General features: G+C 55.6%; 14 protein-coding genes. All 14 read left to right on the plus strand.

Going from position 1 to position 16223, the window contains the following annotated elements; translation table 11 throughout:
- Positions 1-544: 544 nt before the first annotated feature.
- The 14 genes from mraZ to ftsA are packed head-to-tail and all read left to right on the plus strand — an operon-like array spanning position 545 to position 16164.
- Positions 545-1003 carry a division/cell wall cluster transcriptional repressor MraZ gene (gene mraZ, locus ACMWKA_RS15530; RefSeq protein ID WP_014830641.1) on the plus strand — a complete coding sequence of 153 codons (459 nt, stop codon included), beginning with the start codon at positions 545-547 and terminating at the stop codon, positions 1001-1003.
- A 2-nt stretch (positions 1004-1005) separates the two neighbouring features.
- Positions 1006-1947 carry a 16S rRNA (cytosine(1402)-N(4))-methyltransferase RsmH gene (gene rsmH / locus ACMWKA_RS15535; RefSeq protein WP_414760397.1) on the plus strand — a complete coding sequence of 314 codons (942 nt, stop codon included), beginning with the start codon at positions 1006-1008 and terminating at the stop codon, positions 1945-1947.
- On the plus strand, positions 1944-2309 hold the full coding sequence (gene ftsL / locus ACMWKA_RS15540) for a cell division protein FtsL (protein WP_008501989.1): 366 nt from the start codon (positions 1944-1946) through the stop codon (positions 2307-2309). Before rsmH ends, ftsL begins: the two co-directional genes overlap by 4 nt.
- Positions 2310-2324: 15 nt before the next feature.
- Positions 2325-4091 carry a peptidoglycan glycosyltransferase FtsI gene (locus ACMWKA_RS15545; RefSeq protein WP_023620014.1) on the plus strand — a complete coding sequence of 589 codons (1767 nt, stop codon included), beginning with the start codon at positions 2325-2327 and terminating at the stop codon, positions 4089-4091.
- The gene (gene murE, locus ACMWKA_RS15550; RefSeq protein WP_013095570.1) at positions 4078-5565 is read left to right on the plus strand and encodes a UDP-N-acetylmuramoyl-L-alanyl-D-glutamate--2,6-diaminopimelate ligase; all 1488 of its coding nucleotides are present in this window, start codon (positions 4078-4080) and stop codon (positions 5563-5565) included. Before ACMWKA_RS15545 ends, murE begins: the two co-directional genes overlap by 14 nt.
- Positions 5562-6920, plus strand: coding sequence for a UDP-N-acetylmuramoyl-tripeptide--D-alanyl-D-alanine ligase (murF, locus tag ACMWKA_RS15555; RefSeq protein ID WP_047352030.1), 1359 nt, complete (start codon positions 5562-5564; stop codon positions 6918-6920). The genes murE and murF overlap by 4 nt, the downstream gene beginning before the upstream one ends.
- Complete coding sequence (mraY, locus tag ACMWKA_RS15560; protein WP_008501985.1) at positions 6914-7996, plus strand: phospho-N-acetylmuramoyl-pentapeptide-transferase; 1083 nt, start codon at positions 6914-6916, stop codon at positions 7994-7996. Before murF ends, mraY begins: the two co-directional genes overlap by 7 nt.
- A gap of 2 nt (positions 7997-7998) precedes the next feature.
- Positions 7999-9315, plus strand: a complete 1317-nt coding sequence (gene murD / locus ACMWKA_RS15565; RefSeq protein ID WP_414760398.1) for a UDP-N-acetylmuramoyl-L-alanine--D-glutamate ligase — start codon at positions 7999-8001, stop codon at positions 9313-9315.
- Complete coding sequence (gene ftsW, locus ACMWKA_RS15570; RefSeq protein ID WP_013095573.1) at positions 9315-10559, plus strand: cell division protein FtsW; 1245 nt, start codon at positions 9315-9317, stop codon at positions 10557-10559. The genes murD and ftsW overlap by 1 nt, the downstream gene beginning before the upstream one ends.
- A complete protein-coding gene (murG, locus tag ACMWKA_RS15575; RefSeq protein ID WP_013095574.1) occupies positions 10556-11620 on the plus strand; it encodes an undecaprenyldiphospho-muramoylpentapeptide beta-N-acetylglucosaminyltransferase in 1065 nt (354 codons plus the stop codon). Before ftsW ends, murG begins: the two co-directional genes overlap by 4 nt.
- Before the next feature lie 58 nt (positions 11621-11678).
- On the plus strand, positions 11679-13154 hold the full coding sequence (murC, locus tag ACMWKA_RS15580; protein ID WP_013095575.1) for a UDP-N-acetylmuramate--L-alanine ligase: 1476 nt from the start codon (positions 11679-11681) through the stop codon (positions 13152-13154).
- Positions 13147-14067: a D-alanine--D-alanine ligase gene (locus ACMWKA_RS15585; RefSeq protein WP_368770279.1), complete on the plus strand. Its 921-nt coding sequence runs from the start codon at positions 13147-13149 to the stop codon at positions 14065-14067. The genes murC and ACMWKA_RS15585 overlap by 8 nt, the downstream gene beginning before the upstream one ends.
- 1 nt (position 14068) lies before the next feature.
- A complete protein-coding gene (ftsQ, locus tag ACMWKA_RS15590; RefSeq protein WP_013095577.1) occupies positions 14069-14911 on the plus strand; it encodes a cell division protein FtsQ in 843 nt (280 codons plus the stop codon).
- Positions 14908-16164: a cell division protein FtsA gene (ftsA, locus tag ACMWKA_RS15595; protein WP_006173845.1), complete on the plus strand. Its 1257-nt coding sequence runs from the start codon at positions 14908-14910 to the stop codon at positions 16162-16164. Before ftsQ ends, ftsA begins: the two co-directional genes overlap by 4 nt.
- Positions 16165-16223 lie beyond the last annotated feature (59 nt).

A 16223-nucleotide genomic window follows, 5' to 3' on the forward strand; every position in this document is an offset into this window, starting at 1 on the left:
ATTCCCGGAGAAAAATTAGGACGATTCCTTAGGAATCAGAACCTGCTATTTTTTTTATTCTTTCAGGCTTTTTAAAATGCCTTTGAAAGAACATTTATACGATTTATAAAGCCTGTCTTTGTATTGTTTTGTTACAAAGCTGCCCGGTCGATGAATATTCAGACGTTTTACCCCTGCTCCAGCGTGCTTGCCTGCCAGTCGGCTCGTTCATTGCGCATTGTGGTGAATGTGGCGCTGTTATCCCCTGTGAATATGTCTTAAAATGCTGCCCGCGTCGCAAACTGACACTTTATATTTCGATGCGATGATATTGAGTGAGCCTTAACGCTAGTGTGCATATTCGGTTTTTTTCTTACAAATATTCATAACGTTAATTTTGCCTCGCCAGTTGTGCAGTTATTAACCAGGACTGTTTATCTCTGTAAATAGAGCCCTTTCGGGTTCGTATAGAGAGAGTCCTGGCTTGACAAGCTTTTCCCTCGCTCCGTAAACTCCTTTAGGTGGGAATTTGTGGGTTAAAGTGGTGAGGAGGGGTGAGACTGGCATGTTCCGTGGAGCAACGTTAGTCAATCTCGACAGTAAGGGGCGTTTATCGGTACCAACCCGATACCGCGACCAGCTGATCGAGAACGCTTCGGGTCAACTGGTTTGCACCATTGACATCAACTCCCCCTGCCTGCTGCTTTACCCTTTACCTGAATGGGAAATTATTGAGCAAAAGCTGTCGCGACTGTCGAGCATGAACCCACAGGAACGCCGCGTGCAGCGGTTGTTATTGGGGCATGCCAGTGAGTGTCAGATGGATAGTGCTGGGCGATTACTGATTGCGCCTGTGCTGCGGCAGCATGCCGGTCTGACCAAAGAAGTGATGCTGGTCGGTCAGTTCAACAAGTTTGAACTGTGGGACGAAACGACCTGGTATCAACAGGTCAAGGAAGATATCGACGCTGAGCAGTCTGATTCCGCAACCTTGTCGGAACGGCTGCAGGACTTGTCTCTATAAATATGATGGAAAATTATAAACATACAACGGTGTTGCTGGATGAGGCCGTCAACGGCCTGAATATTCGTCCGGACGGCATCTACATTGATGGCACTTTTGGTCGCGGTGGCCACTCGCGTTTGATCCTCTCCCAGCTTGGAGCGGAAGGACGTCTGCTGGCAATTGATCGCGATCCGCAGGCGATTGCTGTTGCGCAAACCATCGATGACCCACGCTTTTCCATCGTGCATGGACCTTTCTCTGCGCTGGCGGATTACGTAGCTGAGCGCGGCCTGACGGGCAAGATCGACGGGATTCTTCTCGATCTTGGCGTCTCTTCACCCCAACTTGATGATGCTGAACGCGGCTTCTCCTTTATGCGCGACGGCCCGCTGGACATGCGCATGGATCCCACGCGCGGTCTGTCTGCCGCCGAGTGGTTACAGACCGCAGATGAAGCCGATATCGCCTGGGTGATTAAAACCTTTGGCGAAGAACGTTTTGGCAAGCGCATCGCGCGCGCCATTGTTGAGCGCAATCGTATTGAGCCGATGACCCGCACGAAAGAGCTGGCTGAGGTGATTGCGGCGGCAACACCGGTGAAGGATAAACACAAACACCCCGCGACCCGTACCTTCCAGGCGGTTCGCATCTGGGTAAACAGTGAACTGGAGGAAATAGAGCTGGCGCTAAAAAGCTCGCTCGACGTGCTGGCCCCGGGAGGGCGGTTGTCCATCATCAGCTTCCATTCGCTGGAGGACCGTATTGTGAAACGCTTTATGCGTGAACAAAGCCGCGGTCCACAGGTGCCAGCAGGGCTGCCGATGACGGAAGAACAACTCAGGAAGCTGGGTGGCCGTCAGTTGCGAGCATTAGGCAAGTTGATGCCGGGCGAAGAAGAGGTGGCAGAGAATCCACGCGCCCGTAGTTCAGTGCTGCGTATTGCAGAGAGGACGAACGCATGATCGGCAGAGTGACAGAGACCCTAAGCAAAGTTAAGGATTCGTTAGGAAGCAACGAGCGCCATGCCTTGCCTGGCGTGATCGGCGACGATCTTTTGCGGTTTGGGAAGCTGCCACTCTGCTTGTTCATTTGCATCATTGTGACGGCAGTAACGGTGGTGACGACAGCCCACCACACACGTTTATTGACTGCGCAACGCGAGCAGATGGTACTGGAACGCGATGCGCTGGATATTGAATGGCGAAACCTGATCCTTGAAGAAAACGCCCTCGGCGATCACAGCCGGGTCGAGCGGATCGCAACAGAAAAGCTGCAATTGCAGCATGTTGATCCTTCCCAGGAAAATATCGTAGTACAAAAATAAGGGAAAACGCGACGCATGAGAGCAGCGGCAAAAACGCTAAAACCAAAACGTCAGGAAGAACAGGCCAACTTTATCAGTTGGCGTTTTGCGTTGCTTTGCGGCTGCATTTTACTCGCGCTGGGCTTCCTGCTGGGACGCGTGGCGTGGCTACAAATCATCGCGCCTGACATGCTGGTGCGCCAGGGCGATATGCGCTCTCTGCGCGTACAGGAAGTCTCCACATCTCGCGGGATGATCACCGATCGTTCCGGTCGGCCGCTGGCGGTGAGCGTACCGGTGAAGGCGATCTGGGCCGATCCGAAAGAGCTGCACGATGCCGGTGGTATCACGCTCGACAACCGCTGGAAAGCGCTGTCTGACGCCCTGAAAATGCCGCTGGATCAGCTTGCCTCCCGCGTTAATGCCAACCCGAAAGGGCGCTTTATCTATCTGGCGCGTCAGGTTAACCCTGACATGGCCGATTACATCAGAAAACTGAAGCTCCCGGGTATCCATCTGCGAGAAGAGTCTCGCCGTTACTATCCTTCCGGCGAAGTAACCGCTCACCTCATTGGTTTTACCAACGTCGACAGCCAGGGGATTGAAGGGGTTGAAAAAAGCTTCGATAAGTGGCTTACCGGTCAGCCGGGTGAGCGAATCGTGCGTAAAGACCGCTATGGTCGCGTGATTGAAGATATCTCTTCCACAGACAGCCAGGCCGCGCATAACCTGGCGTTGAGTATTGATGAACGCCTGCAGGCGCTGGTGTATCGCGAGCTGAACAATGCCGTGGCTTTTAACAAGGCGGAGTCGGGCAGCGCCGTGCTGGTGGATGTCAGCACTGGCGAAGTGCTGGCGATGGCCAACAGCCCGTCCTACAACCCGAACAACTTTACCGGTACCGCCAAAGATGCAATGCGTAACCGGGCCATTACCGACGTGTTCGAACCTGGCTCCACGGTGAAGCCGATGGTGGTGATGACGGCGCTGCAACGCGGCATCGTCAATGAGAACACGGTTCTGAACACGATCCCTTACCGAATCAACGGCCACGAGATTAAAGACGTGGCGCGCTACAGCGAATTGACCCTGACCGGGGTATTACAGAAGTCGAGTAACGTCGGTGTTTCAAAGCTGGCGTTAGCGATGCCGTCCTCAGCGTTAGTAGAGACTTACTCACGTTTTGGGCTAGGAAAGGCGACCAATTTGGGGTTGGTCGGAGAACGCAGTGGCTTATATCCTCAAAAACAACGGTGGTCTGACATAGAGAGGGCCACCTTCTCTTTCGGCTACGGGCTAATGGTAACCCCGTTACAGTTAGCGCGAGTCTACGCAACGATTGGCAGCTATGGCGTCTATCGCCCACTGTCGATTACCAAAGTTGATCCACCGGTTCCGGGCGAGCGTATCTTCCCGGAATCTATCGTTCGTACCGTTGTGCATATGATGGAAAGCGTGGCGCTACCTGGCGGTGGCGGCGTGAAGGCGGCGATCAAAGGCTATCGCATCGCCATTAAAACCGGTACGGCGAAAAAAGTGGGGCCAGATGGCCGCTACATCAACAAATACATTGCCTATACCGCAGGCGTTGCGCCTGCAAGCAATCCGCGTTTTGCGCTGGTGGTCGTCATTAACGATCCACAGGCGGGTAAATACTACGGCGGCGCCGTTTCAGCGCCTGTGTTCGGCGCCATCATGGGCGGCGTATTACGCACCATGAACGTTGAACCGGACGCGCTGGCAACGGGCGAAAAAAGTGAATTTGTAATTAATCAAGGCGAGGGTACAGGTGGCAGATCGTAATTTGCGCGACCTTCTCGCTCCGTGGGTGCCAAACGCACCTGAGCGAGCGCTACGGGAGATGGTACTGGACAGCCGTGTGGCTGCTTCCGGCGATCTTTTTGTGGCTGTAGTTGGTCATCAGGCGGACGGGCGTCGATATATCCCGCAGGCGATTGCGCAAGGTGTAGCTGCCATTATTGCTGAGGCTAAAGATGAGGCAACCGACGGTGAAATCCGTGAAATGCACGGTGTGCCGGTTATCTACCTTAGCCAGTTGAATGAGCGACTCTCCGCACTGGCGGGACGTTTTTATAACGAGCCTTCAGACCAGCTGCGTCTGGTGGGCGTGACGGGCACTAACGGTAAAACGACGACCACCCAATTGATGGCGCAATGGGCGCAGCTGCTGGGAGAAACCGGCGCCGTAATGGGCACCGTGGGGAATGGGCTGCTGGGTAAAGTGAGCCCGACGGAAAACACCACCGGCTCCGCGGTTGACGTACAACATGTGATTGCCGGTCTGGCAGGGCAGGGTGCGACCTTTGCCGCGATGGAAGTCTCCTCTCATGGTCTGGTACAGCATCGTGTGGCGGCGTTGAAATTTGCCGCCTCCGTGTTCACGAACCTGAGTCGCGATCATCTTGATTATCATGGTGATATGGAGCATTACGAGGCCGCGAAATGGCTGCTCTTCTCCACGCATCACTATGGACAGGCCATTATCAACGCTGATGACGAAGTGGGGCGCCGCTGGCTTGCGAAGCTGCCGGATGCGGTTGCGGTGTCGATGGAAGACCATATCAATCCGAACTGCCATGGCCGCTGGCTGAAGGCGGTTGAGGTTAATTATCACGACAGCGGCGCGACGATTCGCTTTGCCTCTTCCTGGGGTGAAGGCGAAATTGAAAGCCGCCTGATGGGGGCGTTTAACGTCAGCAACCTCCTGCTGGCGCTGGCAACGCTGCTGGCGTTGGGCTATCCGATGGCCGAACTGCTCAACACCGCAGAGCGTCTGCAGCCCGTCTGTGGCCGTATGGAAGTGTTCAGTGCACCAGGTAAACCGACCGTTGTTGTCGATTATGCCCACACGCCGGATGCGCTGGAAAAAGCGCTTGAAGCGGCACGTCTGCACTGCGCCGGTAAGCTCTGGTGTGTGTTTGGCTGTGGGGGCGATCGCGACAAGGGCAAGCGTCCGTTGATGGGTGCCATCGCCGAACAGTTCGCGGATATTCCGGTTGTGACCGATGACAACCCGCGTACTGAAGAGCCGCGCGCCATTATCAACGATATCCTGGCCGGTATGCTGGACGCAGGACGTGCCCGCGTGGTGGAAGGCCGTGCGGAAGCCGTGACCAACGCCATCATGCAGGCGCAGGAGAACGATGTCGTGCTCCTGGCGGGTAAAGGCCATGAAGATTATCAGATTGTTGGCAATCGTCGTCTGGACTATTCGGACCGTGTAACGGCAGCGCGTCTGTTGGGAGTGGTGGCATGATCAGCTTAACGCTCGGCAAGGCGGCAACCCTCCTGCAGGGGACGCTGCATGGTCAGGATCTGACCATCGACGCCGTGACGACAGATACCCGCAAAGTGACCGCCGGGTGCCTGTTTGTGGCGCTGAAGGGCGAACGTTTTGACGCCCACGATTTTGCTGAACAGGCGAAAGAGAATGGTGCGGGTGCGCTGCTGGTGAACCGCAAACTCGATATCGATTTACCGCAGATTGTGGTGAAGGATACGCGCCTTGCCTTTGGTGAACTGGCAGCATGGGTTCGTCAGCAGGTGCCGGCTCGCGTTGTTGCTCTGACGGGATCTTCGGGCAAAACGTCAGTAAAAGAGATGACGGCGGCGATCCTCAGTCAGTGCGGTAACACGCTTTACACCGCAGGCAATCTAAATAATGACATCGGCGTGCCGATGACATTGCTTCGCCTCACCAAAGAGCATGACTTTGCGGTGATTGAATTAGGGGCAAACCACCAGGGTGAAATTGCCTGGACGGTCAGCCTGACGCGTCCGGAGGCTGCGCTGGTGAACAACCTGGCCGCCGCGCATCTGGAAGGTTTCGGTTCACTTGAAGGCGTGGCGAAAGCCAAAGGTGAGATCTATACCGGCCTGCCGGATAACGGTATCGCCATTATGAATGCCGATAATAACGACTGGTTGAACTGGCAGAGCATCATCGGTTCACGTAAGACGTGGCGCTTCTCGCCAAATGCGGCAGACAGTGATTTTACCGCGACCCAGATCCATGTGACTTCGCATGGCACGGAATTCACGCTCAATACCCCAACGGGAGGCATTGAGGTTCTGCTGCCGCTGCCGGGTCGCCATAACATCGCTAATGCGCTTGCTGCCGCGGCGCTGTCGATGGCCGTCGGCGCAACACATGACGCGATCAAAACTGGCCTTGCGAATTTAAAAGCCGTACCGGGACGTCTGTTCCCAGTCCAGCTTGCAGAAAACAAACTGCTGCTGGATGACTCCTACAACGCGAACGTCGGTTCGATGACGGCAGCCGTACAGGTGTTGTCCGAAATGCCAGGCTATCGCGTGATGGTGGTTGGCGATATGGCCGAGTTGGGCGATGAGAGCGAAGCCTGTCATATCCAGGTGGGTGAAGCCGCGAAAGCGGCCGGGCTGGATTGCGTACTGAGCGCAGGAAAACTGAGCCAGGCGATTAGCCATGCCAGCGGTGTTGGCGAACATTTTGCCGATAAAGCCGCACTGATTGAACGTCTGAAGACGTTGATTGCTGAAAAACAAATTGTGACTGTGTTAGTGAAAGGTTCACGTAGTGCCGCCATGGAAGAGGTAGTGCACGCATTACAGGAGAACGGGACATGTTAGTTTGGCTGGCCGAACATTTGGTCAAATATTACTCAGGCTTTAACGTCTTTTCTTATCTGACGTTTCGCGCCATCGTCAGCCTGCTGACTGCGCTGTTCATCTCGTTGTGGATGGGCCCGCGCATGATTGCCCGTCTGCAAAAACTCTCTTTCGGCCAGGTTGTGCGTAACGATGGTCCGGAATCGCACTTCAGCAAGCGCGGTACGCCAACCATGGGCGGGATTATGATCCTGACCGCGATCGTGGTTTCCGTGCTGCTGTGGGCCTATCCATCCAACCCGTACGTCTGGTGTGTGCTGACTGTGCTGGTGGGCTACGGAATCATTGGATTTGTTGATGATTACCGCAAAGTGGTACGTAAAGACACGAAAGGTCTGATCGCCCGCTGGAAATATTTCTGGATGTCGGTAATTGCGCTGGGCGTGGCCTTCGCGCTGTATCTGGCCGGAAAAGATACTCCCGCTACCGAGCTGGTGGTGCCGTTCTTTAAAGACGTCATGCCGCAACTGGGGCTGTTCTACATTCTGCTGGCGTACTTCGTGATTGTGGGCACCGGTAATGCGGTGAACCTGACCGATGGTCTGGATGGCCTGGCCATTATGCCAACGGTCTTCGTGGCCGCAGGTTTCGCGCTGGTGGCGTGGGCGACCGGCAACATGAACTTTGCCAACTATCTGCACATTCCTTATCTGCGTCACGCGGGCGAGCTGGTGATCGTCTGTACGGCCATTGTCGGGGCGGGGCTGGGCTTCCTGTGGTTCAACACCTATCCGGCCCAGGTCTTTATGGGTGACGTCGGTTCACTGGCTCTGGGCGGCGCGCTGGGTATTATTGCCGTGCTGCTGCGCCAGGAGTTCCTGCTGGTGATCATGGGCGGGGTATTCGTGGTTGAGACCCTGTCGGTGATCCTGCAGGTCGGTTCCTTTAAGCTGCGCGGCCAGCGCATCTTCCGTATGGCACCGATTCACCATCACTATGAACTGAAAGGCTGGCCAGAGCCGCGCGTCATCGTGCGCTTCTGGATTATTTCGCTGATGCTGGTGCTGATTGGCCTGGCAACGCTGAAGGTACGTTAATCATGGCAGATTACCAGGGCAAAAAAGTCGTTATCATCGGGTTGGGCCTTACTGGCCTGTCCTGCGTGGACTTTTTCCTTGCGCGCGGCGTGACGCCGCGGGTGATGGATACGCGTGTTTCTCCGCCGGGTCTGGACAAACTGCCGGAACAGGTTGAACGCCACCTTGGTGGTCTGAATGATGACTGGCTGCAGGCAGCCGATCTGATTGTGGCCAGCCCCGGTATGGCGCTGGCGCACCCTTCACTGAGCGCCGCAGCCGATGCGGGCGTTGAGATTGTCGGTGATATCGAGCTGTTCTGTCGCGAAGCGCAGGCGCCAGTTATCGCCATTACCGGCTCTAACGGAAAAAGCACCGTCACTACCCTGGTGGGTGAGATGGCGAAAGCGGCGGGCAAAAATGTCGGCGTTGGCGGCAACATTGGTTTGCCGGCACTGATGCTGCTGGACAAAGGCTGCGAGCTGTACGTACTGGAACTCTCCAGCTTCCAGCTGGAAACCACCTCCAGCCTGCATGCGGCCGCGGCCACAATCCTGAACGTGACCGAAGATCATATGGACAGGTATCCGTTTGGTCTACAGCAGTATCGCGCAGCCAAACTGCGTATATATGAAAATGCCAAAGTCTGCGTCGTTAACGCCGATGATGCCCTGACCATGCCGGTACGCGGTGCCGATGACCGCTGCATCAGCTTTGGTATCACCATGGGTGATTATCATCTGAACCGTCAGCTGGGTGAAACCTGGCTGCGGGTGAAAGGTGAGAAAGTGCTGAACGTGAAGGAGATGAAGCTTTCCGGTCAGCATAACTACACCAATGCGCTGGCGGCGCTGGCGCTGGCGGATGCCGTCGGTCTGCCACGCTCCTCCAGCCTGCAGGCGCTGATCACCTTTACGGGTCTGGCGCACCGTTTCCAGCTGGCGCTGGAGCATAACGGCGTACGCTGGATCAATGATTCCAAAGCCACCAACGTAGGCAGTACAGAGGCCGCGCTGAATGGTTTGCAGGTGGAAGGTACTCTGCATCTGCTGCTGGGTGGCGACGGTAAATCCGCCGATTTCACCTCCCTGAAGCAGTATCTCTCCGGCGATAACATCCGTCTCTACTGCTTTGGTCGTGATGGCAGGGAACTGGCGGAACTGCGTCCTGAGATCGCCGAGCAGACCGAAACCATGGAACAGGCAATGCGCCTGATTGCTCCTCGCGTGAAGCCGGGCGATATGGTGCTGCTCTCTCCGGCATGCGCCAGCCTCGATCAATTCAAGAATTTCGAACAGCGTGGTGATCTCTTTACCCGCCTGGCGAAGGAGTTAGGCTGATGCGTTTATCTCTCCCTCGCCTGAAAATGCCGCGCTTCCCAGGATTTGGTGTCCTGGTGTGGTTGTTTGCGGCACTGAAAGGCTGGGTGATGGGCTCTCGTCAGAAAGATAACGACAGCCTGATCATGTACGATCGCACGCTCTTCTGGCTCACCTTGGGGCTGGCGGCGGTCGGCTTTATTATGGTGACGTCAGCATCAATGCCCGTCGGGCAGCGACTGGCGAACGATCCTTTCCTGTTTGCCAAGCGAGATGGTCTGTACATCATCCTGGCGTTCTGTCTTGCGCTGATAACCTTACGTCTGCCAATGGCGTTCTGGCAGCGACACAGTACCGCGATGCTGATCGCCTCGATCATCATGCTGCTGATCGTGCTGGTGGTGGGGAGTTCCGTAAACGGGGCATCGCGCTGGATCGCCTTTGGTCCGCTGCGTATTCAGCCTGCAGAATTTACCAAACTGTCCCTGTTCTGCTACCTGGCGAACTACCTGGTGCGCAAAGTAGATGAAGTGCGTAACAACCTTCGCGGCTTCCTGAAACCGATGGGCGTGATTCTGGTGCTGGCGGTCTTGCTGCTGGCGCAGCCTGACCTCGGTACCGTGGTGGTTCTGTTTGTGACAACGCTGGCGATGCTGTTCCTGGCGGGGGCGAAACTGTGGCAGTTCATCGCCATTATCGGGATGGGTATTTCAGCGGTTGTCCTGCTGATCCTTGCTGAACCATACCGTATCCGCCGTGTGACCTCGTTCTGGAACCCGTGGGAAGACCCGTTTGGCAGTGGCTATCAGCTGACGCAGTCACTCATGGCGTTTGGCCGCGGTGAAGTCTGGGGACAAGGCCTGGGCAACTCGGTTCAGAAACTGGAGTATTTACCCGAAGCGCATACTGACTTCATCTTCTCCATTATTGCAGAAGAACTGGGTTATATCGGTGTGGTATTAGCGCTATTAATGGTATTCTTCGTCGCTTTCCGCGCCATGTCGATTGGGCGGAAAGCGCTGGAGATCGATCACCGCTTCTCAGGTTTCTTAGCCTGTTCAATTGGTATCTGGTTTAGCTTCCAGGCATTGGTTAACGTCGGGGCCGCAGCGGGTATGCTGCCGACCAAGGGCCTGACGTTGCCGTTGATCAGTTATGGTGGTTCCAGTCTGTTGATCATGTCGACGGCCATCATGATGTTGTTACGTATAGATTATGAAACGCGTCTGGAAAAAGCCCAGGCGTTTACACGAGGTTCACGATGAATCAACCGAAGCGGTTAATGGTGATGGCAGGCGGTACCGGTGGACATGTGTTCCCGGGGCTGGCGGTTGCGCACCATTTAATGGATCAGGGCTGGCAGGTACGCTGGCTGGGAACCGCAGACCGCATGGAGGCCGACCTGGTACCGAAGCACGGTATTGAGATCGACTTTATTCGTATTTCTGGCCTTCGTGGCAAAGGCATTAAGGCCCAGCTTCTGGCGCCGGTGCGCATTTTCAACGCATGGCGTCAGGCACGCAGCATCATGAAGCGCTTTCAGCCGGATGTGGTGCTGGGCATGGGCGGTTATGTTTCCGGTCCGGGCGGCCTTGCCGCGTGGTCGTTGGGCATTCCCGTTGTATTGCATGAGCAGAATGGTATTGCCGGACTGACCAACAAGTGGCTGGCGAAAATCGCCACCAAAGTGATGCAGGCATTTCCTGGTGCGTTCCCGAAAGCGGACGTCGTCGGGAACCCGGTGCGTGTGGATGTGCTGGCGCTGCCGTTGCCGGATACCCGCATGGCTGGCCGTGAAGGCCCTGTTCGCGTGCTGGTCGTCGGCGGATCGCAGGGCGCACGCATCCTGAACCAGACGATGCCGCAGGTTGCCGCAAAGCTGGGTGATGCCGTGACCATCTGGCATCAAAGCGGAAAAGGCGCTCAGCAGACCGTTGAGCAGGCTTATGCGGCAGAAGGTCAGCCGCAGCACAAAGTGACGGAATTTATCGACGATATGGCGGCAGCGTACGCCTGGGCCGATGTCGTGGTCTGTCGCTCCGGTGCATTAACGGTGAGTGAAATTGCCGCCGCGGGTTTACCGGCTCTGTTTGTGCCGTTCCAGCACAAAGATCGTCAGCAGTACTGGAATGCGCTGCCGCTTGAAAAAGCCGGTGCCGCGAAAATATTCGAACAGCCACAATTTACCGCCGATGCGGTCGCCACCACCTTGGCGGGCTGGAACCGGGAAACATTAATGGAGATGGCGCAACGCGCACGTGCGGCGGCCATTCCTGATGCAACGGAACGGGTGGCAAAAGAAGTGAGCCTGGCAGCCCAGGCTTAACCCTCGCAGCGCGTGAAGCGCGGCACGAATTTTTTAAGTAGTCGATGGCGTTTAGAGAATGAATACACAACAACTGGCAAAACTGCGTTCAATCGTGCCCGAGATGCGTCGCGTCCGGCACATTCACTTTGTTGGCATCGGTGGTGCTGGCATGGGCGGTATTGCCGAAGTGTTAGCTAACGAAGGCTATCAGATCAGCGGGTCTGACCTGGCGCCAAACCCTGTTACGCAGCAACTGGCGTCGCTTGGGGCGACTATCTATTTCAACCATCGCCCGGAAAACGTGCGCGATGCGAGTGTGGTGGTGGTATCCAGCGCCATCTCCTCTGATAACCCGGAAATCGTGGCCGCGCATGAAGCGCGTATTCCGGTGATCCGCCGCGCGGAAATGCTGGCAGAGCTGATGCGTTTTCGTCACGGGATTGCGATTGCCGGGACGCACGGTAAAACCACGACCACGGCGATGGTTTCCAGTATTTATGCCGAAGCGGGTCTCGACCCGACGTTCGTCAACGGCGGTCTGGTAAAAGCAGCAGGTGTGCATGCGCGTCTGGGCCACAGCCGTTATCTGATTGCGGAAGCGGATGAGAGCGATGCGTCGTTCCTGCATCTGCAGCCGATGGTGGCGATTGTCACTAACATCGAAGCTGACCACATGGATACCTACCAGGGCGACTTCGAGAACTTAAAGCAGACCTTTATCAACTTCCTGCATAACCTGCCGTTCTATGGACGCGCGGTAATGTGTGTGGACGATCCGGTCATTCGCGAGTTGTTGCCGCGGGTTGGTCGTCAGATCACCACCTATGGTTTCAGTGAAGACGCGGATGTTCGCGTGGAAGAGTACAAACAGATTGGTGCGCAGGGGCATTTCACCCTGGCGCGTCAGGACAAAGAGCTGCTGCACGTGACGCTGAACGCACCAGGCCGTCATAACGCCCTGAACGCAGCCGCGGCGGTGGCCGTCGCAACAGAAGAAGGCATTGATGACGATGCGATCCTGCGCGCGCTGGAAAGCTTCCAGGGAACCGGGCGTCGTTTCGACTTCCTTGGCGAATTCCCGCTGGATGCGGTAAACGGTAAACCGGGTACTGCCATGCTGGTAGACGACTATGGCCACCATCCAACCGAAGTGGACGCGACCATTAAGGCCGCACGTGCGGGATGGCCAGAGAAGAACCTGGTGATGATCTTCCAGCCACACCGTTTTACGCGTACGCGCGATCTGTATGACGATTTCGCCAGCGTGCTGTCCCAGGTGGACACATTGCTGATGCTGGATGTTTATTCTGCAGGTGAAACGCCGATCCCAGGCGCGGACAGCCGTTCTCTGTGTCGAACCATTCGCGGACGCGGTAAAGTAGACCCTATTTTGGTTTCGGATCCTGCTCAGGTCGCCGAAATTCTGGCGCCGGTACTGACAGGTAACGATTTGATTCTGATTCAGGGCGCGGGAAATATCGGCAAAATCGCCCGTACCTTAGCTGAAATCAAACTGAAGCCGCAAACTCAGGAGGATGAGCATCATGGCTGATAAGATTGCTGTCCTGTCTGGCGGCACCTCCGCCGAGCGCGAGGTTTCCCTGAATTCAGGCGCTGCGGTACTGGCGGGCCTGCGTGAGGCTGGCGTTAATGCACATCTGGTCGATCCGAAAGAGGTCGATGTAACGCAGCTGAAAGCAATGGGCTTCGATAAAGTCTTTATTGCTCTGCACGGTCGTGGGGGAGAAGACGGTACCCTGCAAGGGTTGCTGGATCTCATCGGTATGCCCTACACCGGCAGCGGCGTGATGGCCTCCGCCCTCTCAATGGATAAACTGCGCAGTAAACTGCTGTGGCAGGGGGCGGGTTTGCCGGTTGCGCCGTGGGTTGCGTTGACGCGCCGCGAATTTGAAATGGGCCTTCAGGATAGCGTTAATGCACGCATTGCTGAGCTGGGCTTACCGGTTATTGTAAAGCCCAGCCGTGAAGGGTCGAGCGTTGGGATGTCCAAAGTTGATAAAGCTGACGATTTATCGTCTGCTTTAGCGCTGGCATTTCAACACGATGAAGAAGTTCTGATTGAAAAATGGCTCAGCGGGCCGGAATTTACCGTGGCGATGCTTGGTGAAGAAATTTTACCGTCGATTCGCATCCAACCTGCTGGCGTCTTCTATGATTATGAGGCGAAGTATCTCTCTGACGAGACGCAATATTTCTGCCCTGCAGGTCTTGAAGCAGAACGTGAAGCGGATTTACAGTCCCTGGTGCTTAAAGCCTGGCATGTTCTTGGTTGCAGTGGCTGGGGACGCATTGATGTGATGCTCGACAGCGATGGGCAATTTTATTTGCTGGAAGCAAATACCTCTCCAGGCATGACCAGCCACAGCCTTGTGCCGATGGCCGCGCGTCAGGCGGGGATGAGCTTCTCGCAGTTAGTCGTACGTATTCTGGACCAGGCGGGCTGATATGTCTCAGGCTGCATTGAACACGCGCAACCGCGATGACGAGGAAGAATATTCTTCTTCACGCCGGAGTAATGGAACGCGTCTTGCAGGGATTATTTTCCTGCTCGGGGTGCTGTGCACCGTGTTTATCAGCGGCTGGATGGTACTGGGCTGGATGGAAGATGCGCAGCGGTTGCCGCTGTCGAAGCTGGTGGTCACCGGTGAACGCCACTACACGCGTAACGATGATATTCGCCAGTCGATTCTGGCACTGGGGTCGCCTGGCACCTTTATGACGCAGGATGTCAACATTATCCAGAGTCAGATTGAACGTCTGCCCTGGATAAAACAGGCGAGTGTAAGAAAGCAATGGCCTGATGAATTGAAGATTCATCTGGTTGAATATGTGCCCATTGCGCGTTGGAATGATCAGCACATGGTTGACGTAGACGGAAATTCCTTCAGCGTCCCGGCCGATCGTGTCAACAAGCAAAATTTACCGATGTTGTATGGTCCTGAAGGCAGCGAAAACGAAGTGTTACAGGGTTTTCGCGAGATGGGGCAAGTGCTGGCGAAGGACAGGTTTACGTTAAAAGAAGCTGCGATGACGGCGCGCCGTTCGTGGCAGCTCACCTTAACGAATGGCATTAAGCTCAACCTTGGCCGCGGCGACACGATGAAGCGTCTGGCGCGTTTTGTAGAACTTTACCCGGTTTTACAGCAGCAGGCACAGACTGACGGCAAACGGATAAGCTACGTTGATTTGCGCTATGACTCAGGCGCAGCAGTCGGTTGGGTACCGGCTCCGGTCGAGGAACCTAATCAGCAACAGAATCAGGCACAGGTACAGGCAGAACAACAATGATCAAGGCGACGGACAGAAAACTGGTAGTTGGACTGGAGATTGGCACCGCGAAGGTTGCCGCTTTAGTAGGGGAAGTTCTGCCCGACGGTATGGTCAATATCATTGGCGTGGGCAGCTGCCCGTCCCGTGGTATGGATAAAGGTGGGGTAAACGATCTTGAGTCGGTGGTGAAATGCGTGCAGCGCGCCATCGATCAGGCTGAATTAATGGCAGATTGCCAGATTTCCTCTGTCTATCTGGCCCTCTCTGGTAAGCATATCAGCTGCCAGAACGAAATCGGCATGGTGCCCATTTCTGAAGAAGAAGTGACGCAGGAAGACGTTGAAAACGTAGTGCATACGGCGAAGTCCGTGCGCGTTCGCGATGAGCATCGCGTGCTGCACGTGATCCCGCAGGAATATGCGATCGACTACCAGGAAGGGATCAAGAACCCGGTTGGTCTGTCTGGCGTGCGTATGCAGGCAAAAGTGCACCTGATCACATGTCACAACGATATGGCGAAGAACATCGTAAAAGCCGTTGAACGTTGTGGCCTGAAAGTTGACCAACTTATTTTCGCCGGTCTGGCGGCAAGCTATTCCGTGCTGACCGAAGATGAACGTGAACTGGGCGTCTGTGTGGTCGATATTGGTGGTGGTACAATGGATATGGCCGTGTATACCGGCGGTGCCCTGCGCCACACCAAAGTGATCCCTTACGCGGGGAACGTGGTGACCAGCGATATTGCCTACGCGTTTGGTACGCCGCCAAGCGATGCAGAAGCGATTAAAGTGCGCCACGGTTGTGCGCTGGGGTCTATCGTTGGCAAAGATGAGAGCGTTGAAGTGCCAAGCGTGGGCGGTCGTCCGCCGCGTAGCCTGCAGCGCCAGACGTTGGCAGAGGTGATTGAGCCACGCTATACCGAGCTGCTCAACCTGGTCAACGAAGAGATTTTGCAGTTACAGGAACAGCTTCGCCAGCAGGGCGTAAAACATCATCTTGCGGCGGGGATTGTATTAACCGGCGGTGCAGCGCAAATTGAAGGTCTTGCGGCCTGTGCGCAGCGTGTGTTCCATACGCAGGTGCGTATTGGCGCACCGCTGAATATTACCGGTTTAACGGATTATGCCCAGGAGCCTTACTATTCAACGGCTGTGGGCCTGCTCCACTACGGGAAAGAATCCCATCTCAGTGGTGAAGCAGAAGTGGAAAAACGCGTCTCAGTGGGGTCGTGGGTCAAACGACTGAACAACTGGCTGCGAAAAGAGTTTTAATTTTTTTAAGAGACCGGAGAGAATTAACGGTCTCGGGCGACAGGCACAACGGAGAGAGA

The sequence above is a fragment of the Enterobacter sp. 03-F-07-AD-ECC genome (genome assembly GCF_047530935.1).
Lineage (GTDB): Bacteria > Pseudomonadota > Gammaproteobacteria > Enterobacterales > Enterobacteriaceae > Enterobacter > Enterobacter cloacae.